The sequence below is a fragment of the Nocardia sp. JMUB6875 genome, assembly GCF_041154655.1.
In the GTDB taxonomy this organism is placed as follows: Bacteria; Actinomycetota; Actinomycetes; order Mycobacteriales; family Mycobacteriaceae; genus Nocardia.
In genome coordinates this window covers 1-23841 of record NZ_BAAFGR010000128.1, presented here as the reverse complement: position 1 = coordinate 23841, position 23841 = coordinate 1, and the positions used below count along the sequence as shown (strand labels likewise).

General features: G+C 67.9%; 21 protein-coding genes. 12 read left to right on the top strand and 9 right to left on the bottom strand.

Annotation, left to right across the window (positions count from 1 at the left end):
- Positions 1–148 precede the first annotated feature (148 nt).
- The 3 genes from ACAM49_RS28120 to ACAM49_RS28110 all read left to right on the top strand — a co-directional run bounded on the left by ACAM49_RS28120 (position 149) and on the right by ACAM49_RS28110 (position 2296).
- Positions 149–919: an SDR family NAD(P)-dependent oxidoreductase gene (locus ACAM49_RS28120; RefSeq protein ID WP_369638561.1), complete on the top strand. Its 771-nt coding sequence runs from the start codon at positions 149–151 to the stop codon at positions 917–919.
- Positions 920–1133: 214 nt separating this feature from the next.
- Entirely contained in the window at positions 1134–1853 is a 720-nt protein-coding gene (locus ACAM49_RS28115; protein ID WP_369638560.1) for a hypothetical protein, read from the top strand.
- A 149-nt stretch (positions 1854–2002) separates the two neighbouring features.
- Positions 2003–2296 carry a hypothetical protein gene (locus ACAM49_RS28110; protein ID WP_369638559.1) on the top strand — a complete coding sequence of 98 codons (294 nt, stop codon included), beginning with the start codon at positions 2003–2005 and terminating at the stop codon, positions 2294–2296.
- A 98-nt stretch (positions 2297–2394) separates the two neighbouring features.
- Here ACAM49_RS28110 and ilvC read toward each other — a convergent pair whose 3' ends face one another.
- From ilvC to ACAM49_RS28095, 3 genes are all read right to left on the bottom strand, one after another.
- Complete coding sequence (gene ilvC, locus ACAM49_RS28105; protein WP_174416487.1) at positions 2395–3396, bottom strand: ketol-acid reductoisomerase; 1002 nt, start codon at positions 3394–3396, stop codon at positions 2395–2397.
- Between the two features lie 109 nt (positions 3397–3505).
- Positions 3506–4009, bottom strand: coding sequence for an acetolactate synthase small subunit (ilvN, locus tag ACAM49_RS28100; RefSeq protein ID WP_040811126.1), 504 nt, complete (start codon positions 4007–4009; stop codon positions 3506–3508).
- Positions 4006–5961, bottom strand: coding sequence for an acetolactate synthase large subunit (locus ACAM49_RS28095; RefSeq protein WP_369638558.1), 1956 nt, complete (start codon positions 5959–5961; stop codon positions 4006–4008). Before ACAM49_RS28095 ends, ilvN begins: the two co-directional genes overlap by 4 nt.
- A gap of 321 nt (positions 5962–6282) precedes the next feature.
- Here ACAM49_RS28095 and ACAM49_RS28090 point away from each other — a divergent pair, with 321 nt between their 5' ends.
- From ACAM49_RS28090 to ACAM49_RS28080, 3 genes are all read left to right on the top strand, one after another.
- Positions 6283–6750: a PH domain-containing protein gene (locus ACAM49_RS28090; protein ID WP_369638557.1), complete on the top strand. Its 468-nt coding sequence runs from the start codon at positions 6283–6285 to the stop codon at positions 6748–6750.
- Positions 6751–6839: 89 nt separating this feature from the next.
- The gene (gene ilvD, locus ACAM49_RS28085) at positions 6840–8681 is read left to right on the top strand and encodes a dihydroxy-acid dehydratase (RefSeq protein ID WP_369638556.1); all 1842 of its coding nucleotides are present in this window, start codon (positions 6840–6842) and stop codon (positions 8679–8681) included.
- A gap of 17 nt (positions 8682–8698) precedes the next feature.
- Positions 8699–8998, top strand: a complete 300-nt coding sequence (locus ACAM49_RS28080; RefSeq protein WP_369638555.1) for a hypothetical protein — start codon at positions 8699–8701, stop codon at positions 8996–8998.
- Between the two features lie 60 nt (positions 8999–9058).
- Here ACAM49_RS28080 and ACAM49_RS28075 read toward each other — a convergent pair whose 3' ends face one another.
- Positions 9059–9964 carry a DoxX family protein gene (locus ACAM49_RS28075; RefSeq protein ID WP_369638554.1) on the bottom strand — a complete coding sequence of 302 codons (906 nt, stop codon included), beginning with the start codon at positions 9962–9964 and terminating at the stop codon, positions 9059–9061.
- A gap of 136 nt (positions 9965–10100) precedes the next feature.
- Here ACAM49_RS28075 and ACAM49_RS28070 point away from each other — a divergent pair, with 136 nt between their 5' ends.
- A complete protein-coding gene (locus tag ACAM49_RS28070; protein WP_369638553.1) occupies positions 10101–11246 on the top strand; it encodes a PQQ-dependent sugar dehydrogenase in 1146 nt (381 codons plus the stop codon).
- 82 nt (positions 11247–11328) lie between these two features.
- On the opposite strand, the gene ACAM49_RS28065 is transcribed toward ACAM49_RS28070, so the two are convergent.
- From ACAM49_RS28065 to ACAM49_RS28045, 5 genes are all read right to left on the bottom strand, one after another.
- Complete coding sequence (locus ACAM49_RS28065) at positions 11329–12144, bottom strand: MerR family transcriptional regulator (protein ID WP_369638552.1); 816 nt, start codon at positions 12142–12144, stop codon at positions 11329–11331.
- Between the two features lie 113 nt (positions 12145–12257).
- On the bottom strand, positions 12258–13772 hold the full coding sequence (gatB, locus tag ACAM49_RS28060; protein WP_369638551.1) for an Asp-tRNA(Asn)/Glu-tRNA(Gln) amidotransferase subunit GatB: 1515 nt from the start codon (positions 13770–13772) through the stop codon (positions 12258–12260).
- Positions 13773–13851: 79 nt separating this feature from the next.
- Entirely contained in the window at positions 13852–16347 is a 2496-nt protein-coding gene (locus ACAM49_RS28055) for an FtsX-like permease family protein (RefSeq protein ID WP_369638550.1), read from the bottom strand.
- Positions 16344–17123: an ABC transporter ATP-binding protein gene (locus tag ACAM49_RS28050; RefSeq protein ID WP_369638549.1), complete on the bottom strand. Its 780-nt coding sequence runs from the start codon at positions 17121–17123 to the stop codon at positions 16344–16346. Before ACAM49_RS28050 ends, ACAM49_RS28055 begins: the two co-directional genes overlap by 4 nt.
- A 41-nt stretch (positions 17124–17164) precedes the next feature.
- Positions 17165–17497, bottom strand: coding sequence for a hypothetical protein (locus ACAM49_RS28045; protein ID WP_369638548.1), 333 nt, complete (start codon positions 17495–17497; stop codon positions 17165–17167).
- 184 nt (positions 17498–17681) lie between these two features.
- Here ACAM49_RS28045 and ACAM49_RS28040 point away from each other — a divergent pair, with 184 nt between their 5' ends.
- The 5 genes from ACAM49_RS28040 (at position 17682) to ACAM49_RS28020 (ending at position 23731) form a co-directional block, all read left to right on the top strand.
- Positions 17682–19022 carry a sensor histidine kinase gene (locus tag ACAM49_RS28040; protein WP_369638547.1) on the top strand — a complete coding sequence of 447 codons (1341 nt, stop codon included), beginning with the start codon at positions 17682–17684 and terminating at the stop codon, positions 19020–19022.
- Positions 19019–19705 carry a response regulator gene (locus tag ACAM49_RS28035; RefSeq protein WP_369638546.1) on the top strand — a complete coding sequence of 229 codons (687 nt, stop codon included), beginning with the start codon at positions 19019–19021 and terminating at the stop codon, positions 19703–19705. Before ACAM49_RS28040 ends, ACAM49_RS28035 begins: the two co-directional genes overlap by 4 nt.
- Before the next feature lie 58 nt (positions 19706–19763).
- The gene (locus tag ACAM49_RS28030) at positions 19764–21674 is read left to right on the top strand and encodes a protein kinase (protein ID WP_369638545.1); all 1911 of its coding nucleotides are present in this window, start codon (positions 19764–19766) and stop codon (positions 21672–21674) included.
- Positions 21664–22617, top strand: coding sequence for a hypothetical protein (locus ACAM49_RS28025; RefSeq protein ID WP_369638544.1), 954 nt, complete (start codon positions 21664–21666; stop codon positions 22615–22617). The genes ACAM49_RS28030 and ACAM49_RS28025 overlap by 11 nt, the downstream gene beginning before the upstream one ends.
- A 247-nt stretch (positions 22618–22864) precedes the next feature.
- Positions 22865–23731 (top strand): hypothetical protein, encoded by an 867-nt coding sequence (locus ACAM49_RS28020; RefSeq protein WP_369638543.1) that lies wholly within the window; start codon positions 22865–22867, stop codon positions 23729–23731.
- Positions 23732–23841 lie beyond the last annotated feature (110 nt).

Here is a 23841-nt window from a genome sequence, read left to right as displayed (position 1 = left end):
GGAGCAGGGGGTTGGGCGGACATTTCACCTCCTTCAGGGCTGGGTGTCGAGGGCCAATCCTAGTCGACAGGATGCCATGGTGGCACGTTATGCCATCTAGGCGTAACGTGTCAGAGAGAGGTTGGAGTACCTAGTTAGGAGCATCGCAATGGAGCGTTTTGAGGGTCGGCGAGTAGTGATTACCGGGGCTGGGTCGGGGATTGGCCGGGCTACGGTGCATCGGATCTTGGCCGAGGGTGGTCGGGTCGTGGGGGCGGATGTGAATGAGGCCGGGCTGGCGGAGACTGCTAAGCAGGCGGCGGAGAATGGGAATGCGGATCGGCTCACCACGCTGACGATCGATATCGCAGACGAGGAGTCGGCGAAGGCGGGGGTCGCGGCTGCCGTCGAGAACCTCGGCGGGATCGATGCGTTGATCAATGCGGCGGGGATCTTGCGGTCGGCGCATACGCATGAGATGCCGTTGGCTGATTTCAACCAGATCATCACGGTGAATCTGACAGGTACCTTCCTGATGATTCGCGAAGCGCTCCCCCAGCTGCTCGCATCCGATAAGGGTGTGATCGTGAACTTCACGTCTACGTCGGCGTTCTTTGCGCACCCCTACATGTCGGCGTATGCGGCGTCGAAGGGCGGGATCATGTCGATGACGCATGCGCTGGCTGCGGAGTACTCGAAGCAGGGGTTGCGGGTGGTTGCCGTTGCGCCCGGGTCGATTTCGAGTGATATGACCGATGGAAAGGGGCCGGGGCTGCCTGCGGATGCGGATCTGAGCCTGTTCATGAAGTTGGCGCCGGGGATCGGGCAGGGGTTTGCTTCGCCGGATACCGTTGCGGGGGTTGTGGCGATGCTGGCGTCGGATGATGGTGCGTTCATTACCGGGACCGAGATTCGGATCGACGGCGGCACGCACTACTGACAGCCGTATTGCGAAGCTGACAGCCGCATTGCGAACGGCCCCGCGGGAGAGTTGGGCGGGGCCGTTGCCGTGCAATAGGTTTCGCCCGTTTTGTGATCTTTTGCATAGTGCATGTCATAGGGTTTGACGGACATTTCCGCGGCAGATCTACTGTCACGTGGTCGCGCTCACATCCGGCGAGCAGTGGGCCGAGGCAAGACCGTAAGGGGGGTCCATGGCGAAGCACCGTAGGCAGACGGCAACTCAGCGCGTACTGTTGCGCGCCGCCGTCTCCACTATCCCGATGACCGCGGTGCTGACCGTCAGCGCCGTCGCGCAGGCAGCGCCGCAACCCGGTGTGACGCAGCCGGATCCGAGCTCCCCCAATTCCGGTGGCGCCCAGCCGGGCGTCACCGTGACCCCGCCTCCGGCTCAGCACGTCACGCCGCAGGACGACGCGAACGGTGTTGCGCCGCAGAGCGATTACGCCCCTACCCGACCGGACCCGAAGCGCGACTATGCTCCCGCTCCGATCCAGCCGGGCGACCTGCACGCGCCGGAGCCGACGCCGGACATCGCCGTGATCGTCCCAACCAATCCGCGCGAACTGCGCGCCGGTGACTTCACCACCATCGCCCCGGACTTCCTCAGCGACGATCAGGTCGCCCAGATCAATGCCGTCCTGGCGGGTCCCGAAGCGCAGATCTCCCAATTCACCCGCTCCATCGGTGTCCCGCCCAGCCGCGCCGACCATATTGCCGCGGGCGCGTTGGCCGGAGCTGCCGGTGGCGCCGTCATCGGTTGCATTGCGGGCGCGGCAATCGCGACACTTCCGTTCGGCCCGATCGCTCCGCTTGTCTTCGCGATGACCGGACCGCCCGGTTGCGCGATCGGCGGCGTGGTCGGTCTGGCGGCCGGAACCGTCTTCGGCGCGGGAGCAGGCGCGCTGATCTGAAATCAGCGCCTCAGAAATCCTGCGGGCCGTTGCCGTCCAATAGGTTTCAGGGTTGCTCAGGGTCGGTGTCATACAAAAGAACCATTCGGCCCTGAATTCACAGGAAAACCGTTCCTCAGCCGCAGCCCGCTCGGGCACAGTTGCTGACCATGACGTCGATATCTCTTCGCCGGATCGGCGGCCGGGTGGCCGTGGCCGGTGCTATCGCTTTGATTCCCCTTGCCGCGGTGACGATTCCGGCCTCGGCGGACGTTCCGCTGGACAACGCGCCGACCGATGTGGCCTGGCCGCACAATCACAACCACAACAACAACCCGTGGTGGGATCGCGACGATTGGCGGCACGATCGCGATCGCGACGACTGGAACCGCGGCTTTCCGGGTTGGTGGAACAACAACGACGACTGCTGGCGCAACGGACTGCCGCACACCGGAAGCTGGTAGCAAACCGAATACCTCGCGCGTACACCCCCTTCGCGCGCGAATAGCGAAGGCCCGCCAGGGAATCCCTGGCGGGCCTTCGTGCTAAAAAGCCGGAAACCTTAGGCGGTTTCGGTGATCGGCCGGTCGACCCAGCTCATCAGGCCGCGCAGCTTGGCGCCGGTGACCTCGATCGGGTGCTCGGCGTTGGCCTTGCGCAGACCCTCGAGCTCCTTGTTGCCGCCCTCGACGTTGGCGACCAGGCGCTTGACGAAGGTGCCGTCCTGGATGTCGGTCAGGATCGCCTTCATGCGCTCCTTGGTGCCGGCGTCGATGACGCGCGGGCCCGACAGGTAGCCACCGAACTCGGCGGTGTCGGAGACCGAGTAGTTCATGCGCGCGATGCCGCCCTCGTACATCAGGTCGACGATCAGCTTGAGCTCGTGCAGCACCTCGAAGTAGGCCATCTCCGGCGCGTAACCGGCCTCGACCATGACCTCGAAACCGGTCTTGACCAGTTCCTCGGTGCCGCCGCAGAGCACGGCCTGCTCACCGAAGAGGTCGGTCTCGGTCTCTTCCTTGAAGGTGGTCTTGATGACGCCCGCGCGGGTGCCGCCGATGCCCTTGGCGTAGGACAGGGCCAGCGCCTGGCCGTTGCCGGTCGGGTCCTGGTCGATGGCGATCAGGGCCGGAACGCCCTTGCCGTCGACGAACTGGCGACGCACCAGGTGGCCGGGGCCCTTCGGGGCGACCATGCCGACGGTGACGTTGGCCGGAGCCTTGATCAGGCCGAAGTGGATGTTCAGGCCGTGGCCGAAGAACAGCGCGTCGCCGTCCTTGAGGTGCGGCTCGATGTCATTGGTGAAGATCGAGGCCTGCGCGGTGTCGGGCGCGAGGACCATGATCACGTCGGCCCACTCGGCGACCTCGGCCGGGGTGCCGACCGTCAGGCCGGCCTCTTCGGCCTTGGCGCGGGACTTCGAGCCCTCCTTGAGGCCGATGCGCACGTCGACGCCGGAGTCGCGCAGGCTCAGCGAGTGGGCGTGGCCCTGCGAGCCGTAGCCGATGACGGCGACCTTCTTGCCCTGGATGATCGACAGGTCAGCGTCGTCGTCATAGAACATCTCGACTGCCACTTTGGGTGCTCCTTCTTGGATTCTGGATTAAGCATTTGTGGATCCCGGCAAAAGCATGCCGGGATGACGGGCGGGTGGCCGCAGCAGCGGCCGGTTACTAACGAGTCGCGGTGATGGACTTGGGTCCACGGCCCACGGCGACGACTCCGGACTGCACGATCTCACGGATCCCGTACGGCTCCATCATGCGCAGCAGCGCGTCGAGCTTGGAGCGGGTGCCGGTGGCCTCGATGGTCAGCGCGTCGGGCGACACGTCGATCACCTTGGCGCGGAACAGGTTCACGGCCTCGATCACCTGGGTGCGCACGCTGGCGTCGGCGCGCACCTTCACCAGGATCAGCTCGCGGGCGACGGAGCTCTCCGTGTCCTGCTCGACGATCTTGATGACGTTCACCAGCTTGTTCAGCTGCTTGGTGACCTGCTCGAGCGGCAGATCCTCCACGGTCACGACGATGGTCATGCGCGAGATCTCGGGGATCTCGGTGCCGCCGACCGCCAGCGACTGGATATTGAAGCCGCGACGGGAGAACAGCGACGCCACGCGCGCCAGCACGCCCGGCTTGTCCTCCACCAGCACGGAGAGGGTGTGGGTGGTGGTCATTCCTGGGTCCCCTTCTGGGAGGCACGCTCGTGGGCGGCGAGCGACGCCTGCTCGTGCGACATGGCCTCGTGGATGACGGCCGGCTCGGAGATCGACTCGTCGTCGTCGAACAGCGGGCGGATGCCGCGCGCGGCCATGATCTCGTCATTGGAGGTGCCAGCGGCGACCATCGGCCACACCTGCGCGTCCTTGCCGACGATGAAGTCGATCACCACGGGACGGTCGTTGATCGACTGCGCCTCGCGGATCGCGGCCTCCACATCCTCTTCCTTCTCCACGCGAATGCCGTGGCAGCCAAGGGCTTCCGCCAGCTTCACGAAGTCCGGGATGCGCAGGGTATGGGTGCCCAGGTCGGTGTTGGAGTAGCGCTGCTCGTAGAACAGCGTCTGCCACTGCCGCACCATGCCCAGGTTGCCGTTGTTGATCAGCGCGACCTTGATCGGCACGCCCTCGACGGCGCAGGTGGCCAGCTCCTGGTTGGTCATCTGGAAGCAGCCGTCACCGTCGATGGCCCAGACCTCGCGGTCCGGCATGCCCATCTTGGCGCCCATGGCGGCGGGCACGGCGTAGCCCATGGTGCCCAGACCACCGGAGTTCAGCCAGGTGCGCGGCTTCTCGTACTTGACGAACTGCGCGGCCCACATCTGGTGCTGGCCGACGCCGGCACAGTAGATGGCGTCGGGACCGGCCATCTGGCCCAGCTTCTCGATCACGAACTCGGGCGAGAGCGAACCGTCCGACGGGGTCTTCCAGCCCAGCGGGTAGCTGTCGCGGACACCGCTCAGGTAGGTCCACCACTCGGTCAGATCCAGCAGCGGCGTCTTGCCCGACGCGGCCGGGTCGGCCTTCAGCGTCTCGATGAGCTCGGTGATGACCTCGCGGCAGTCGCCCACGATCGGCACATCCGCGTGGCGGTTCTTGCCGATCTCGGCCGGGTCGATGTCGGCGTGGATCACCTTGGCGCCCACCGCGAACGAGTCCAGCTGACCGGTGACGCGGTCGTCGAAACGCGCGCCCAGGGTGATCAGCAGATCCGAACGCTGCAGTGCCGCAACGGCTCCCACGGTGCCGTGCATACCGGGCATACCCATGTTCAGGGTGTGCGAGTCCGGGAACGCGCCGCGCGCCATCAGGGTGGTGACCACCGGGATGCCGGTCAGCTCCGCGAGCTCGAGCAGTTCCTCGTTGGCGTCGGCCTTGATGACACCGCCGCCGACGTAGAGCACGGGCTGCTTGGCGTCCATGATCATGCGCGCGGCCTCGCGCACCTGCTTGCCGTGCGGCTTGGTCACCGGACGGTAGCCGGGCAGCTTCATCTCCGGCGGCCAGGAGAACGTGGTCTGCGCCTGCAGCACGTCCTTCGGGATGTCGACCAGGACCGCGCCCGGGCGGCCGGTGGCGGCCAGGTGGAACGCCTCGGCGATCATGCGCGGGATGTCGATCGGGTCGGTGACCAGGAAGTTGTGCTTGGTGCACGCCATGGTGATGCCCGAGATATCGGCTTCCTGGAAGGCGTCGGTGCCGATCAGCGAGCGGCCGACCTGGCCGGTGATGGCCACCAGCGGCACGGAATCCATCTGCGCGTCGGCGATCGGGGTCACCAGGTTGGTCGCGCCCGGACCGGAGGTGGCCATGCAGACACCGACCTTGCCGGTTGCCTGGGCGTAGCCGGTCGCGGCGTGACCCGCGCCCTGCTCGTGCCGCACCAGCACGTGGCGGACCTTGGTCGAGTCGAACAGCGGGTCGTAGACGGGAAGAATCGCACCGCCCGGAATTCCGAATACCGTGTCGACGCCGAGCTCCTCGAGGGAGCGAACGACGGACTGCGCGCCGGTGACCCGCTCGGGCGGGACCTGGCGGCGGTTCGGGGTCGCGGCCGGAGCCGCGGTCGGCTGGGCCGAGGGCGCCGGCTTACGGGCCGAGGGCCCGGGCCTTGCGGTAGGTGCGCTCACCGTCTTGGTTCCTTTACTGCTTGTCGTTCCAGTTCATGGACTTGCCTGAACACAAAAAAGCCCCCGACAGCCAGGTGGCTGTTCGAGGGTGGCGCGTCGCAGCTGCGAGCTGACGTAAATGACCTACAGTCGTCGGCTCAGCGCTGGACGCGCCGGCCGATTACGAGAAGCTCGGTTCGATTCACGCGCTCGACGGTAATTGCGCGCTGGTCGTTCAGTCAAACAGCTGACCTATTGGGTCTCATTATGTGAGACAGTGCGGTTATTCGGGTCCGTTCACCATGATGCAAGGATGTGGGTGTGTCCTCACAGCATCAGTCCGTGCCACCTGCGCCATCGTCCCATACGCCGGAGTCCGAATCGGACGCGGGTCACGTCATCCGCATTCCCCGCCTCGCTCACCTCGGGGTGTTTCTGCTGCTCTTCTGCGTGGCCTTCCCGTTCTTCGGCTGGCCGCAGGTGCTGTGGATCCTGTTCGCGATTCCGCTGGTCGTCGCGATCTGGGTGGAGCGCACCCGGACCCGGGTCTCGGAGGGTGGGATCGACACCCGCACCCTGTTCGGCTCGCGCCACATCGACTGGGCCGACATCAAGGGACTGCGCATCCCCAAGCGCGGTTACCTGCAGCTGCACCTGTCCGACGACTCGGATGTGACCTTGCCCGCAGTGGGCTACGGGCAACTCCCGACTCTGATCGCCGCCTCGAACGGACGCATCCCGGATCCCTTCGCCGAGCCCGAGGAAAGCGAAGAAGAGGACGACGACGAGGGCGACTCCGCGCCGGAGTAACGTTGAGCCCCGCCGGAACGCGTTTGCAAAAACGAAATTCCGGCCAGTCGCTTAACAGCCCACTGCGACACGAACCGAGGACCTGACCAATGCCACCGCTTCGCTCACGCACCACCACCGTCGGACGCAATGCCGCGGGCGCTCGCGCCCTCTGGCGCGCGACCGGCCTCGAGGACTCCGATTTCGGGAAGCCGATCGTCGCCATCGCGAACTCCTACACCCAGTTCGTCCCCGGCCACGTGCACCTGAAGGACGTCGGCGAGATCGTGGCCGAGGCGGTACGCGCGGCCGGTGGCGTGCCGCGCGAATTCCACACCATCGCCGTCGATGACGGCATCGCCATGGGACACGGCGGCATGCTGTACTCGCTGCCCTCGCGCGAGATCATCGCGGACTCCGTGGAATACATGGCCAACGCGCACACCGCGGACGCGCTGGTCTGCATCTCCAACTGCGACAAGATCACCCCCGGCATGCTGAATGCCGCCATGCGCCTGAACATTCCGGCCGTGTTCGTCTCCGGCGGCCCGATGGAGGCCGGTAAGGCCGTGGTCGTCGGCGGCGTGGCCCAGGCCCCGACCGACCTGATCACCGCCATCTCCGCGAGCGCCTCGCCGAACGTCTCCGAGGACGGGCTCACCGAGGTCGAGCGCTCCGCCTGCCCGACCTGCGGTTCCTGCTCCGGCATGTTCACCGCCAACTCGATGAACTGCCTCACCGAGGCGCTGGGTCTGGCGCTGCCGGGCAACGGCTCCACGCTGGCCACCCACGCCGCCCGCCGCGCGCTGTTCGAGAAGGCGGGCAAGGTGATCGTGGACATCGCCACCCGCTGGTACCGCGATGACGACGCCTCGGTGCTGCCGCGAAATGTGGCCAATGCCAAGGCTTTCCGCAATGCCATGGCGCTCGACGTGGCCATGGGCGGTTCCACCAACACTGTGCTGCACACCCTGGCCGCCGCGCAGGAGGGTGAGATCGAGTTCGATCTGCAGACCATCGACGAGATCTCGCGCCGCGTGCCGTGCCTGTCCAAGGTGTCGCCGAACTCCGACTACCACATGGAGGACGTGCACCGCGCCGGTGGCATTCCGGCCATCCTGGGCGAGCTGCGCCGCGCGAACCTGCTCGAGACGGACGTGACCACCGTGCACACCGCCTCCTTCGACGAGTGGCTCGACACCTGGGACATCCGCTCCGGCAAGGCTTCTCAGGAGGCCATCGAGCTGTTCCACGCCGCGCCCGGCGGTGTCCGCACCACCGTGCCGTTCTCCACCGAGAACCGCTGGTCCTCGCTGGACACCGATGCCGTGGGCGGCTGCATCCGCGACAAGGAGCACGCCTACACCGTCGAGGGTGGGCTGTGCGTGCTGCGCGGCAATATCGCTCCGGACGGCGCCATCCTCAAGACCGCGGGCATCGACGAGGACCTGTTCACCTTCGAGGGCCCGGCCGTGGTGGTCGAGTCGCAGGAGGAGGCGGTCTCCAAGATCCTGAACAAGGAGATCCAGCCCGGCGATGTGGTCGTGGTCCGCTACGAGGGCCCCTCGGGCGGTCCGGGCATGCAGGAAATGCTGCACCCCACTTCGTTTTTGAAGGGCGTCGGCCTGGGCAAGGTCTGCGCGCTCATCACCGACGGCCGCTTCTCCGGCGGCACCTCGGGCCTGTCCATCGGCCACATCTCCCCGGAGGCGGCCAGCGGCGGGTCCATCGGCCTCATCGAGAACGGTGACCGCATCCGCATCGACGTGCACACCCGCGCGCTCGAATTGCTGGTCCCCGAAGAGGTTCTCGCCGAGCGCCGCGTGAAAATGGAAGCGTCCGAACGGCCTTGGCAGCCGGTGAATCGCGAGCGCCCGGTGACCACCGCGCTGCGCGCCTACGCCGCGCTCGCCACCTCCGCCGACAAGGGTGCCGTCCGGCGCGTGCCGTAACTGCAGAAAGCTAGGGAATGACAATCGAATACATCGGCAAGGCCGACTCCATGCTTGCCGAGTACTCCGCCATGCTCGAACGGTCGGATGCTCGCAATGCCGAGGCCAAGGCCCTGCTCGCCGAGGCCGAGGAGCTGGCCGCGGAAGTGCGCCACCTGGAATCCACGGAATTCATGATGACGCCGGAGGAGATCGTGCAGAGCAACAGCCACAAGGCGATGCTCGCGCAGGAGATCGACACCAAGTCGAACCGTGTGCTGCAGCTGCACCAGGAGACCTTCCAGGAATGGGAATCCTGGACGGCACGCCAGTACTGAGGGCATGAAAAAAGCGGCCGGGGACGATCGAATCGTCCCCGGCCGCCTTGTCTTTCGAGCTCAGTCGAACGGGCCGATGCCCGTCAGCGGGTTACCGCCGTGCAGATAGATATAGGTCAGGATGGCGGCGACGATCGCGGCCACGAAGGCGGCCAGCGAGCCCATGAACGGCCGCGAGGACCAGCCGCGGTTGCGGTCGAAGGAGAGTCGGCCCGGACCCGTCAGGATCAGCACCGTGGTCAAACCGACCAAGATGGATTCCAGCTCGACCGAATTCCCCTTGGCGGAGTACTGGAATCCGGGCACCATGCCCTGCTTCCACATCCACGCGTCGAGGATCACCGCGAGCAGCGCGCCCGAGGCCAGCGGCGTGGCCAGGCCGATCGCGACCAGCACGCCACCGCCGAGCTCACCGGCGATGAGCATCGGCGCGGCGATGTCGACGTGCTTCCAGCCGCCGTTCTCCATCGCGGTCTTGATGCCGTCCAGGCCCGGGCCGTGGAACCAGCCCGCCGCCTTCTGCAGGCCGTGGTAGACGAAGGTGCCGCCGATGACCAAGCGCAGCAACAGGAGTCCGAGGTCCAGGGTGCCGCGGCGGTCGTCGCGGCGGCGGACACGGCCGTTGCCCTCGGCGGGGACCGGCGGGGCCGGGGGGATGCTGGCGAAGGAGTAGGTCGGCGACGGCTCGGTGGTGGTGCTGTTGGCCGCGCCCGGAATGGCGTTCTTCACCTGCGAGTAGAGCGGAACCTCCGGATCGAGGCCGAGCTCCTCGTCGGTGCGGGGCAGCTTCTCGGTGGTCTGGTTCCCGGGCGTCGGGAGTTTCTCGGTGGCCTGGGTGCCGGACACCGAGGGAAACTGCTCGGTCGGCGAGTCGAAGGGGCTGCGGACCGGGCTACCGGTCGGTCGCGGCGTATCGGGCGTGGCGGCGCCCGCCTCGGCGGACGGATCGGTCGGCTTCTCGGTCACGCGGGTCAGCGTATTAGCCAGAAGGGCGCGACACACAGCAGAACACGGGCGTGTCCACAGTCCGATTCGCGCCACGGCACGATATTGCGACACCCCGTCCGAGCATCGACGGCGGGTTTTCCGTAACGTCTCAACCATGAGTTTGGTTGCCGGTGGCCGGGTAGGGGTGGGTGCGCGGAATGTCGCGCTGGGCGTGACGCTCGGCGCGCTACTGCTCTCCGGTTGCGCCCGCTTCGACGATCGGGCCTCGAGCCCGTTCACCCCCGAGCCCACCTGGCAGGACGCCGAACCCAACACCACCACGCCGAAGACCCCGCCCAGCAACGCCAAACGACCCGATCTGCCGTGCGTGGACCCCGACACCGCGGTGGTGGTGTCGTGCCTGGACACCACCGGCGGACTGGTGGCGCTGCCCGACGGCGGCAGCGCGCTGGTGGCCGAGCGCACCACCGGGCGGATCCTGAAGGTGATCGCCACCGACGAGGGTGAGCCGCCCGCGCCCATCGAGGTCGCCAAGCTGGACATCGATCCGGCCGGGGACGGCGGGATCACCGGGATCGCGCTCTCCCCCACCTACGGCGAGGACGGCCTGATCTACGCCTACATCACCACCGCGAGCGACAACCGCGTGGTGCGCATCTCCTCCGACGGCGGCGCGCCCAAGCCGATCCTGACCGGAATCCCGAAGGGCATCAACGGCAATCGCGGCTCCATCGACTTCCTGCACGATCGGATGCTGATCCTCACCGGCGACGCGGGCAATCCGTCGCTGGCCACCGACACCAATTCGATGGCGGGCAAGCTGCTCAGCATCAACTCCCCCGCGCCGGGCGCGTCCGCCGATGTGGTGGTGTCCGGGATCGGCGTGGCGGGCGGGGTGTGCACGGACGGCAAGGATTCCATCTGGTTCACCGATCGCACCGCCACCGAGGATCGGCTGCAGCGCCTCGGGCCCGACGGGGTCGCGGTGAAGGCGTGGACCTGGCCCGATCACCCGGGCGTCGCCGGGTGCGCGGCCGCCTCCGACGGGGTGGCCATCTCGCTGACCAACCAGCGCGGCCTGGCAATCGCCACCGCCGACAAGAACACTCACGCCGTGACCGCGGCGCCCTCGGTGCTGGCCCAGGACAAGTACGGTCGGCTCGACGGCGCGACGCTCGGCGGCGACGGCAATATCTGGGTCGGCACCGTCAACAAGCCCGACGGCAACCCCAACCAGTACGACGACCGCGTCGTCCGCATCCCGCCGCCGTCCGCGGGCCAGGGCAACGGACCGGACTAGCCACCGGCTCGCCACTGCGGCGCACAGCAATCGCTGTGCGCCGCAGTGCTTTCGGCCCTCTCCGACCAGAACGCTTGCGGCCCTACGCGACCGGCATCTGGAGTTCGATGACCCACTCATCGGAGGCGGGATCGCCGGGGGCCTGCAGGTAGACCTCGCGGATGGGAGCGTTGGGCGTGTAACTGTTCTCATCGGCCCAGCGGCCCATGGCCTCGAAGGAGACGCACAGGTCCGCGATCTTGCCGCGGTGGGCGAGGGTGGCGGCCTTGGGGATCTCGGGGAGCAGGAGCAGGTCGAAGGGGTGGCCGGGGGCGGGGGTGCCCGCGACCTGGTGCGCGACGTGGACGCGCAGACCCTCTTCCAGCTCTTCGTAATACACGATCGGCGCGCCGGTGATGGTGAGGCCGGAATCCGGAATCGTCTTGGCCAGTTGGGCATACAGTCGCTCGATGATCGGGCCGACCGCGGCTTCCCCGGATTCGGCCGCGACATCGTTCATTTCGGCGACGAGGGTGGCCGACAGCGGCTTCACGATGATTTCCTGCTCGGGCATGACGCCCTCCATTTCGATACGCAGGAGCCTCGCCTCGACGGATGCCAGCCGTGCGGAATCCGCGGCCACCTGATTGGCCAGCTGCGCGCGACGCAGTTGCAGCATGCCGTGCAACCGTTCCGCGGACAGCTGACCGTCGAGCATCTCGGCCACCTGATTCAAGGTGAAGCCGAGATCCTTCAACGCGACGATGCGATTGAGCCGGGCCAGCTGATCGGCCGAATAGGACCGATAGCCGGTACACGGATCGACCTCGAACGGCCGCAGCAGTCCGATCTCGTCGTAGTGGCGCAGCATCCGCACGGATACCGACCCGAACCTGGCGAAGTCTCCAATACTGAACATGACTCCTCCAGGTCTATGACCTCACACGGTGTGAGGGTCAAGCTCATGATCGCTGAAAAGGATCGGGGCGCACGGCAAGTGCCGTGCGCCCCGATTCACATCGATAGCTGAGGCTAGCCCTCGACTCCGCAGGCGGCGAGGACCAGCTCGCGGACGCGGGCGGCGTCGGCTTGGCCGCGGGTGGCCTTCATGACGTCGCCGACGACCTTGCCCGCCGCCTGGACCTTGCCGGAGCGGATCTTCTCGGCGATGTCGGGGTTGGCGGCGAGGGCCTTCTCGACCTCGGACTGCAGGGCCGAGTCGTCGGAAACCATGCCGAGGCCCTTGGTTTCGACGATCTGCGCCGGTTCGCCCTCACCGGCGAGGACGAAGTCGACGACCTGCTTGGCGACCTTGTTGTTGATGGTCTTGGCCTCGACCAGGCCCGCCACCTCGGCGACCTGCTTCGGGGTGATGGGCAGATCCTCGAGCGCGACCTCGCGCTCCTTGGCCTTCTCGGTCAGGTAGGCGACCCACCAGGAACGCGCCGCGTCCACCGAGGCGCCGGCGTCGACGGTGGCGATGATCAGGTCCAGCGCACCGGCGTTGACCAGGTCGCGGAACACCTCGTCGGAGAGGTTCCAGTCGGCCTGGATGCGGGCGCGGCGCAGCCACGGGTACTCCGGAATGGTGCCGCGCAGCTCCTCGACCCAGGCGGCGTCCGGGGCGATGGGCTCGAGGTCGGGCTCCGGGAAGTAGCGGTAGTCCTCGGCGGTCTCCTTGATGCGGCCGGACGAGGTGGTGCCGTCGGTCTCGTGGAAGTGCCGGGTCTCCATCAGGATCGAGCCGCCCGCGGCCAGCACCACGGCCTGGCGGCGCATCTCGAAGCGCACCGCGACCTCGACACTCTTGAGCGAGTTCACGTTCTTGGTCTCGGTCCGGGTGCCGAACTCCTTGGCGCCCTTGGGCATCAGCGACACATTGACGTCGCAGCGCATCGAGCCCTGCTCCATCTTCACGTCGGAGACGTTGAGCGACTTGAGCACCTCGCGCAGCGCGGTCACGTACGCGCGCGCCACCTCGGGCGCCCGCTCGCCCGCACCCTCGATGGGCTTGGTGACGATCTCGATGAGCGGCACGCCCGCGCGGTTGTAGTCCAGCAGCGAGTGCGAGGCGCCGTGGATGCGGCCGGTGGCGCCACCGACGTGCAGCGACTTGCCGGTGTCCTCCTCCATGTGGGCGCGCTCGATCTCGACGCGGAAGACCTCACCGTCGTCGAGCACCACATCGAGGTAGCCGTTCTGCGCGATCGGCTCGTCGTACTGGCTGATCTGGTAGTTCTTCGGCTGGTCCGGGTAGAAGTAGTTCTTCCGCGCGAACCGGCCCCACGGGGTGATGGTGCAGTTCAGCGCCAGCCCGATGCGAATCGCGGACTCGACGGCCTTCTCGTTCACCACCGGCAGCGAGCCCGGCAGCCCGAGGCAGACCGGGCACACCTGGGTATTGGGCTCCGCGCCGAATTCGGTCGGGCAGCCGCAGAACATCTTGGTCGCGGTGCCCAGCTCGACGTGTACCTCCATGCCGAGCACCGGGTCGTACCGGTCGATGACATCGGAGTAGTCCATCAAGTCCACGGTCGCTGCGCTCATGCGCACCATCCTATTAGTGCCCGGTCCGACCGCATTAACGGCGGTCGGACCGGGACTGTCGAGCAATGGCCGGGCGCGATCAGTCGATGGCGATGGCCTCCACGATCGGCAGCCGGGCCGCGCGCAGCGCCGGTGGCACCGCCCCGAGCAGGGACAGCGCGAGGGCGATGAACGCGTAGGCCACCAGCAGTGGACTGGGGTGATAGGCGATATCCATCCCGATCGCGTGGCCGAGGGCGAAGGTGCCCAGATAGTGCACGGCCGAACCGACCCCGAGCCCCAGCAGCGCGCCGGTCACCCCGATGCCGGCGGCCTCGGTGAGAACGGTGCGGAGCAGGAAGCGACGGCTGGTGCCCATGGCGCGCAGGACGCCGAGTTCGCGGCGGCGATCGAGCACCGAGAGCATCAGCGTGTTGAGCAGCGCGACCGCCGAGACCAGCACGGTGATCCAGAGAATCGCGGCGCTGATCGAACTGCCCTGGCGGACACTCGACGAAATCGCCGTCACCGCGGCGCGTCCCGTATCGACGTGGATGTCGGCGGGAACGGCGGCGCGGATGGCGGCCATGGTCTTGGCGGGGTCCGCGCCCGGCGCGAAGTCGATGCCGACGATGGTTTCGCCGGGCCGCTGATACCACTGCCGCATGATGTCCAGATCCAGCACGACCACGCCCGCGATGGCGGAGAAGTACGGCACCACCCGCAGCACCTGGACGTGATGCTCACCCGTCGGCGTGGGCAGGGTCAGATCCGAGCCCTCGTGCACGCCCAGCGAACGCGCCACATCGCGGGAGATGACCACGCCCTGGCCCGCGGCCATGCGCGCCTGATCGGCCTCGCTGATGCTGTCGAGTGCGGTGGTGCGCGCGACGCCGCCCTCGTAGGCCTGCAACATCACCCGGCCGCGGCCCAGGGTCGCGAAAGCCATTTGGGCCGCACCGACTCCGCCGACGCCGGGGATGTCGCGCAGCTTGTCCTTCAGGTCCGGCGGCAGCAGCGGCCCGGTCGGGAACTGTTCCATGGCGGTCGGGCTGACGAACACGTCGGTGCGGGCCAGGCCCTCGAAGCTGTCGGTGGCGGCGCTGACCATATTGCGGCTGGCATTGCCGATGGCCACGATCGCGGTCACGCCGATCATGACCGTCATGACGGTCGCCCACACCCGGCGCGGGGCACGCTCGATGGTGGTCGCGCCCAGCGCGCCCGGCGCACCGAACAGGCGCGCCACCCCGGCGACCGCGCGCACGATGGGATCGGTGGCGGCGAAGCACAGCACCACCGCGCCCGCGATGGCCAGCGAGATCGATCCGATGGACAGCCGCCCCAGATCCGCCTTGGCGAGAACGGCGGCGCCGGTCACGATGGCCAGCCCGAGAATCCCCGCGGTCCAACGCAACAGCGGCCGCACGGTGTCGGCCGAGCCGACGCCGATCGGGGCGAGCGCCTCGATGGGCGCGACCTTGTACACCTGCCGCGCGGCGATGGCCGCCGCCAGCACGCTGGCCAGCACGCACGCCAGGACCGCCACCGGCACCGCGTAGCCGGGCACCTGGTATTCGGTGCGGGATTCGACGGAGTTGACGATGGCGGCGGGCAACTGATGAATCGCGCTGCGGCCCATGAAGATTCCGAGGATCGCGCCGATGAGGCCGCCGAACAGGCCGAGCAGCGCCGCCTCGGCGAGCAGGTCGCGGATCATGGGTGCGCGTTTGCCGCCCATCGCGCGCAGCAGCGACAGCGTCGGACGGCGTTGCGCCACGGCCATACTCATGGCGTTGTAGATGAGGAACGACGACACGATGAGCGCGGCCGCCGAGGAGGCCAGCGTCGAGTACCGCACCAGCATGATCGCGCCGCCCGCCTGCGCGCTGCGCAGATCCGGATCGGCCACCACGGCGCGGCCCGCGACCACCTTGGTGAGCTCCGAACGCAGCTGGTCCACATCGGTATTCGGCGCGGCGATGATCTGCACCGAGTCCAGGCGGCCGGCCCGGTCGCTGATCTTCTGCGCCACCGGCAGCAGCGCGATCGCGATATGGCCGCCGTTGATCTTGGCCGCGGCGGGATCGTCGATGACGCCCGCGACGGTGGCGGTCACCGAGCCCAGCTGGAACTTGTCGCCTTCCTTATGACCCATGCCCGCGCCGACGAGCACGCCGTTGGAGACCGTGAGCAGCTTGGCCGCTTGTTCTTTCAGCGGGCCCTCGAGGTCGCCGCCGAGCTCGGACACCGACTGGTCCGCGCCGATCAGCAGCGCCCGGTTCTCATCGGCCCCGATCGACTGCCGCACCATGGGAACCGCCGTGCCGACCCCTGATACGGCGCGGATCTGTTGCAGCAGTGACTGATCGAAGCCGGCGTCGGTGACGCCGCTGATCTCGAGCGCGGCCTTGCCGCCGAGGCTGTGGGTGAGCTTGTCCACCGATCCGGTGATCGAGCCGGAGATGCTGAACACCGAAACCAGCAGGCCCGCCGAGACTCCCATGACGATCATGGCCATGGTGGTGCGGCCGCGGTGCGCGAACAGCTCGCCGATATTGAACAGCCGCAGCCGATCCCATCCCGCACGGATCATGCGCGCACCGCCCCGGCGTCATCGGCGGCGTCGGTGGCGGGGACGGCGATGGATTCGGTCATCCCCTCGGGAACGGTGCGGACCTCGCCGTCGTCGGCGCGCTCCACCCGGTCGATGGACCGGATCTGCCCGTCCCGCAGGTTGATCACGCGATCGCAGTAGCGCACCGAGCCCAGGTCATGGGTCACCATGACCACGGAGTTGCCCTCCTTGGTGATGTCGGCGAGCAGTTGCAGGATCGAGGCACCGGTCTTGGAATCCAGGTTGCCGGTGGGCTCGTCGGCCAGGATGAGCGGCGGGTCCATGATGAGCGCGCGCGCCACCGCGACCCGCTGCATCTGGCCGCCGGAGAGCTCGGCGGGCCGGTGCTCGGCGCGCTGGCTCAGCCCGACCAGGTCGAGCAGTTCCAGCGCCCGCGGCTTGGCCTTGCGCAATCCGGTGCCGTCCAGCAGTTTCGGGATGGCGACGTTCTCCCAGGCGGTCAGGGTGGGGAGCAGATTGAAGAACTGGAAGACGAAACCGACCTGGTGCCGCCGGAATTCGGATTGGCGGTCGTCGTCGAGGTCGCCGATCTCCTTGTCCTGGAATCGAATCGAGCCGGAATCCGGGGAATCCAGCGCGCCCAGCAGATGCAGCAGGGTGCTCTTGCCCGAGCCGGAGGGCCCCACGATGGCGGTGAACTCCCCCGCGTCGATGCGCAGGCTGATGCCGTCCAGGGCGCGCACGGGCTGCTCACCCACCCGGTATTCCTTGATGACGTCGGTCAATTCCAGCATGGGTCTCTGTTCCCCTCTAGATCGATTACCAGCGAGTAATATCAGCTGGCCAGCGCTCGCGCATGTGGACGGCGCGAATACAGGCGATCGGTGTCGTAGCTGTCGAGGATCGCGCGCAGCGCCGGTTGCTCGGTGGCGAGTTCCTGCCAGACCTGTGTCACCGATTTGCCTTGTGCCAGTGCGTGATCCAATTTCACGTTCAGGTGGTTCTCCCAGCGGTTGCGCAGCGCGAGCAGCACACCGTCGGGGCCGCCGAACAGCCGATCCAGGTCGGGTAGACCGTCGAAGAGGTTGGGATCGGCAGGATTTCGGGCCGCCCGGTCGAGGACGGCGTGCAGGATGTCGGTACGAGCGTGGAAATCAGCCCAGGACATGGCCTCAGCCTTTCGTTGAGCACCCGCGTCGTGTGCGGGCGCTGATGCCGTTGTCCCAAAACTACGATCGTGCCGAAGCCCTGTCTTCGTGCCGCGGACGCGACTTGACCTCCTACTCCGGTAGGAGACAAGCCCCTGCCGCCGAACGATGTACGCCGTCTGATTCGACGGATAGCCTTGCAGAATGAACGTGACCAGCGCCACCCCTGAGGCAATCGGGCAGGTGCGGCAGGAGTTACGGGAGTGGCTGTCGGAGAGCGGCGTCCGGGCCCGCGGCTTCCTGCGCAATCCGGTCGAGGAATACCGCCGCTGGGTGGAGAACACCGGCTTCGACTATCCCGTGGCAATGGTGGTGCTGGTCGATCTGATGATGATCACCATCGGGGTGATCTCCTACGGGCAGCGCGTCGCGGCCGGCTACTTTCCCGGTGGCCTGGCACTATTCGCCCTGGTCATCATCGTCATGACCGGCCCGCCCTGCGTGATCCTGAATTTCCCGCCCCGCCCGGCGCTGCTCGTCGCCCTGGCCATGGTGGCGGTCCTGCTGTTCGAGACACAGCCGGTGACATTCGATCTCGCGCCACTGGTGCTGATCATCATCACCGGCGAGATCGCCGCGATCACGCGCACGGCTTTCGGTACGGCGGTGGGGCTGGCCATGTTCGCCGAGCTGCTGTTCTTCCGATTGATCGGGCACGCGGAGGGCGTGGCGTTCCCCTGGTTCGCGCTGGGCATTCTCTTCGGCTGGTTCACCGGTCAGCTCCTCAACTACCAGCGCCGGTACCTCTATCAGGAGCGCGACTATCAGCACATTCGCGCTCTGCAGGCGGCCGGTGAGGAGCGGCGGCGCATCGCGCGGGAGGTCCACGACGTCATCGCGCACTCGCTGAGCATCACCCTGCTGCACGTGACCGCCGCCCGGCACGCGCTCACCACCGATCAGGATGTGGACGAGGCCATCGACGCGCTCGCCGATGCCGAACGGCTGGGCCGCCAGGCCATGGCCGATATCCGCCGCACCGTCGGCCTGCTCGACGGTCATTCGGGTTCGGCGCGGCCGGAGCCGGGCCTGGACGACATCCAGGATCTGGTCGCGGATTTCGTGCGCGCGGGCATGACGATCGACTTCCGCTCGACGGGCGACCCGACGCAGATCTCGGCCGGGCTCGGGCTGGCGGTGTATCGGATCTGCCAGGAGTCGCTGGCCAATGTCGCCAAGCACGCGCCCGGCGCGGAGGCGGAGCTGCGAATCGCGTTGCACGCCAGACACATCGACCTGACGGTGACCAACACCCTGCCGACCGGTGCGGTCTCGCGGCCCGGGCGCGGGATGGGCATCACCGGTATGCGCCAGCGCCTGGCCGTGCTCGGCGGCAGCCTCACCGCGGGCGTCGAGGACGACGGCTGGCGGGTCCGCGCCCGCATTCCGACCACCGGCCAGTTCCCCTGTCTCGCCGCCGCCGAGCAAGGTCTGCGCACGGTGCTGACCACGATGAGCCACAAGCCACAGCAGGAGGGTGTGTGACCGACCGTTCGGACGAGGAGTTGATCGGTGTCCTCGTCGTCGACGATCAGGAGTTGGTGCGGGGCGGGTTGCGCCGAATCCTGCGCCGCCGGGACGGTTTTCTCGTCAGCGAGTGCGCGGACGGCGACGAGGTGCCCGCCGCGGTCACCGCGCACCATCCGGACGTGGTGCTGATGGACCTGCGCATGAAGCGGATCGGCGGCATCGAGGCCACCCGCACGCTGCGCACCGATACCGACGCGCCCCCGGTGCTCGTCCTCACCACCTTCGACGACGACCAGTTGCTGTCGGGCGCGCTGCGCGCGGGCGCGGCCGGATTCATTCTCAAGGACTCCCCCGCCGAGGATCTGATCCGCGCGGTGCGCACGGTCGCGGGCGGCGGCTCGTGGCTGGACCCGACCGTCACCCCGCGTGTCCTGACCACCTACCGTTCGGCGCGTCCCACGCCCGCGGCCAGCGGCAATCGCCTGTCGGAGCTGACCGTTCGCGAGCTCGAGGTGCTCGAGCTCATCGGCCGCGGCCGCCTGAACGCTGAGATCGCGACCACATTGGGTATCTCGGAGGTAACGGTGAAGAGCCACGTGGGACATATCTTCGGGAAGCTCGGGTTACGCGACCGCGCGGCGGCCATCGTCTTTGCGTTTGACCACGGCGTAGTGGCACCGGGAGAATCCACCTCTTAGAGGGGTGGGTCGCGGGTTCTCGTCTGCTTCCCTCCCCGAGAGTTGGAGGTTTGACGGGGTGGATGCACCGCCATCGCGGGCCGGAAGCAGGTTCGGGCCGTACGAGTTGCGCTCGCTGCTGGGCAGGGGCGGTATGGGTGAGGTCTACGAGGCCTACGACACCTCCAAGGATCGCGTCGTCGCGCTCAAACTGCTGCCCGCCGAACTCGCGAAAGATCCGGCCTACCAGGAGCGTTTCCGCCGCGAATCGCAGGCGGCCGCCCGGCTGGCCGAACCGCACATCATCCCCATCCACGACTGGGGCGAGATCGACGGTGTGCTCTACATCGACATGCGGCTGGTGCTCGGGCGGGATCTGCGCTCACTGCTGGACGAGCTGGGGTCGCTGCCGCCGCTGCGGGCCATGACGATCATCGAGCAGGTCGCGGCCGCGCTGGACGCGGCGCACTACTCGGGCCTGGTACACCGGGACGTCAAACCCGCGAACATCCTTGTCACCGATGCGGATTTCGCATATCTCGCCGATTTCGGCATCGCGCGCGCCGAGGGCGACTCCACCCTCACCCTGACCGGGACGGCCATCGGCTCCTACGCCTATATGGCGCCCGAGCGTTTCGACGCGGGTCCGGTCACCGGGCGCGCCGACATCTACGCGTTGGCCTGTGTGCTGCACGAATGCCTCACCGGCGAGCAGCCTTTCCCGGCGCACAACATGAGTGTGCTGGTGCGCGCGCACCTCTCGGAGCCGCCGCCCTCGACCAGCCTGCTGCACGGCGGGATTCCGCCGCAGTTGGATGCCGTGGTCGCCAAGGCCATGGCGAAGGATCCGAACGCCCGGTTCTTCACGGCGGGCGAATTCGCCCGCGCCGCACGAATGGCGCTGGCGGGCGGGCAGTTCGCGCCGCCTCCGCCGCCCGGGCAGCCGCGGCCCGGCCGGACCGTTCCGCCTGGTCCGCCGGTGGGCATGCCCGCGGGCCGCCAGATGGACACGCCGGGTCGGGCAATCGACATGCCGCCGGGGCGGGCAGCGAGCCTGCCGCCGGGTCCGGTGGGTGCGCCGCCGACCACGGTCCTGCCGGCCGGGGACTCCTTCGGACCGCGCACCACGGTCATGCCGGGCGGTTCCGGCGCGACCCCGCCGGGCCAGCCGACCAGTCGGAATTCCGAACCGACCACGCGGCAACCGGCTCCGCGCCTGACCACGCCGACCGGATCGATCCCGGCCTACATCACCGGATCCTTCCCGGCCGCCGACGAGCCCTCCGGCGACCTCCCGGTCATCCGCCCCTCGGATCCGACCCGGGTGCGGGTCAGCGACTTCCACTACACGCCGCTGCCCGCCGACGCCCAGGAGCGCGCTGCCTGGGGACACGCGCAGGCGCAGCAGCAGGAGTTCCCGTACGCGCCCGCCCCCGACGATTCGCTGTACCCGACCGCGGAGCACCAGGTCGTCTACTCCGATCCGCCCCGCACGCGGCAGCAGCGCCGCAAGTCGGTGGCGCTGCCGGTCGCCCTCGGTGTGCTGGTGATCGCGATCGCCGCCATCGCCGGTGCGGTGGGCTGGCAAGTCCTCGACCGCTCCGGCAACGAAGCACCCATAACGACGGCAGCACAGGGTGTTCCGGGCACCACCGCACCGCGCTCGCAATCCGCGAGCCCGACGGTGACGGTGACCACCCCGGCCCCCACCACGGTGCAGCTGCCGGCGGGAGCGACGTCGTGTCCACAGCTGTACGCGGCGCAGGGCGGTTTCGCCAACTCCGCGACCGGAAACACGGGCACGAGTTGTCCTTTCGCGGAAGAGGTTCGCCGAGCCTATGCCGACGCGGCTGCGAAGCAGCCGGGTACGGCGATTAATGTGGTGGCGGTGAGCCCGGTGACCGGCCGGTCTTACACGATGAAGTGCACGGCCGCAGGCAAATTGGTGACCTGCGGCGGCGGAGATAACGCGGTGGTGTATGTCTACTGATCCGATTCCGGCCTGTCGCAAGGGGTTTGTGCGCGGGCTGGCCCTGGCGGCGGTGCTGGCCGTCTCCGCTTGTAGTGTGAATCTCGGTGCGGCGCACCACACTTCAGCGCAATCGAACGACATCAAGCCGGTCGGCGACAGTACCGAGCTACAGGCGCCGAATACCGTCGCCTCGATGTTGCCCGAGCTGTTCGGACTGCCGAAATCCGTCGCTTTCACAGCGGATTTCGCCGATCTGCGGGCCACACTGGACGGTCGGGTCGGCGTCGCGGTGATGCCGGTCGGCGGCGGCGACATGACCCAGCTGGGCGACTGGACCGGCGGCATCGCCTGGTCCACCATCAAGGTGCCGCTGGCCCTGGCCGCGCTGCGCCACGATCCCGCCGGCATGCGCGCCACAGCGGAGGCCGCCATCACCTTCTCCGACAATGATGCGGCGCAGGAACTCTGGACCTCACTGGGCACCGGCAGCCAGGCCGCCGAGGCGGTCGAGGCGATCCTGCGCGAGGCCGGGGACACCACCACCGATGTCGCGGCGCGTCATACCAAACTGGCCGCCCTGGAATCGGATGATCTGCTCGCCTTCGGCGCGACCGACTGGTCGCTGGCCGATCAGGTGCACTTCGCCTCCAGGCTGCCCTGCCTGCCGCGCGCCAATTCCGTTGTCTCACTGATGAGTGAGATCACGCCCAGCCAGAGCTGGGGCCTGGGCCGGTTGGTCGGCGCGGAGTTCAAGGGCGGCTGGGGTCCCGACGACGAGACCGGCAAGTACACCGTCCGCCAGTTCGGCCTGGTGCCGACACTGAACGGCCCGGTGGCGGTGGCGCTGGCCGCCGAACCGACCTCCGGCAGTTTCGACGACGCCACCGCGATGATGGACAAGCTGGCACTGCTGATCGGCGACCACCTACCCGACCTACGCGGCGGTCTCTGCGGCCACTGACACGAACCCGTGCGGTCACTGACGCATTCGCGTCACGCCGCCGCCCTTAACACATTCCGTGGGCGGCCGGGCCAAAATGCCCGGCTCGCACCGCGAATCGGGCAATCTCCGTCGGAAAAGGCCGATAACCACCGCATTTGACCCTCGCAGCCGCGACCCACAACAATCCTTGCGATTGACGGGTATAGGTGTGTCCGCTAGGAACAGGGAACGCACCGGGCGCCAGGAGCAGATGGAGGTCGTCAGGGTGAGAGCAAGGTTCGCGCGGGGGTGTGGCGCGCTGGCCCTGCTGGTCGGTGTCCTGACCGGATGCACCAGCAAGCCGGTTCTGGTGCCGGACAAGACATCCGCCGTCGCGGCCGCGCCGACCAACACCATCCCGGCCACCGTCATGGCGCTGCCCGGCACGCTGGCCTGGGATTTCGTCAATACCCTGGCGCCCACCCTGCCCGGCAAGGTGGGGCTGGCGGTGCTGCCGGTCGGCGGCGACAAGGTGGTGGCGCTCGGGGATTGGACCTCGGGGCCCGGCTGGTCGAGCATGAAGGTCCCGCTGACGCTGGCGGCGCTGCGCAAGAACCCCGGCAATCAGGTGGCGGCCATCAATGCCATCGAATACTCCGACAATGCCGCCGCCGATACGCTCTGGCAGTCCCTGGGCAGCCCGGAGGCGGCCGCGCAGGCCGTCCAGGATGTGCTGCGCGAGGGCGGCGACACCCAGACCACGGTGCCCGCGGCCCGCACCCGCTCGGAGTACTCCGCCTTCGGCCAGGCCGACTGGTCGCTGGCCAACCAGCTGAAATTCACCGCCAAACTGCCCTGCCTGCCGCAGTCCGAGGTCGTCACCTCGCTGATGGGCAAGATCAGCTCCGGCCAGCGCTGGGGCCTGGGCACCCTGGACGGGGCCGTCTTCAAGGGCGGCTGGGGTCCGGACACCAGCGGCAACTACCTGGTCCGCCAGCTCGGCCTGATCCCGGTCGACGGCGGGCAGATCGCCATCGTCGTTGCCGCCCAGCCCAATTCCGGCAGCTTCGACGACGGCACGGTCATCCTCACCAAGATCGCGAATCTGATCAGCCAGCATCTCGAGGAACTCAAGGGCGGCACCTGCTCCTGATTCATCGAGTGGCGCACCAGGGCGGCGAATCCGGACAAATCCCCTCACTGGTGTGCCACTCAGCGGGGATGAGGCGGTTGTAACCGGCGGTTCACGGGGGTGGGGGGGGC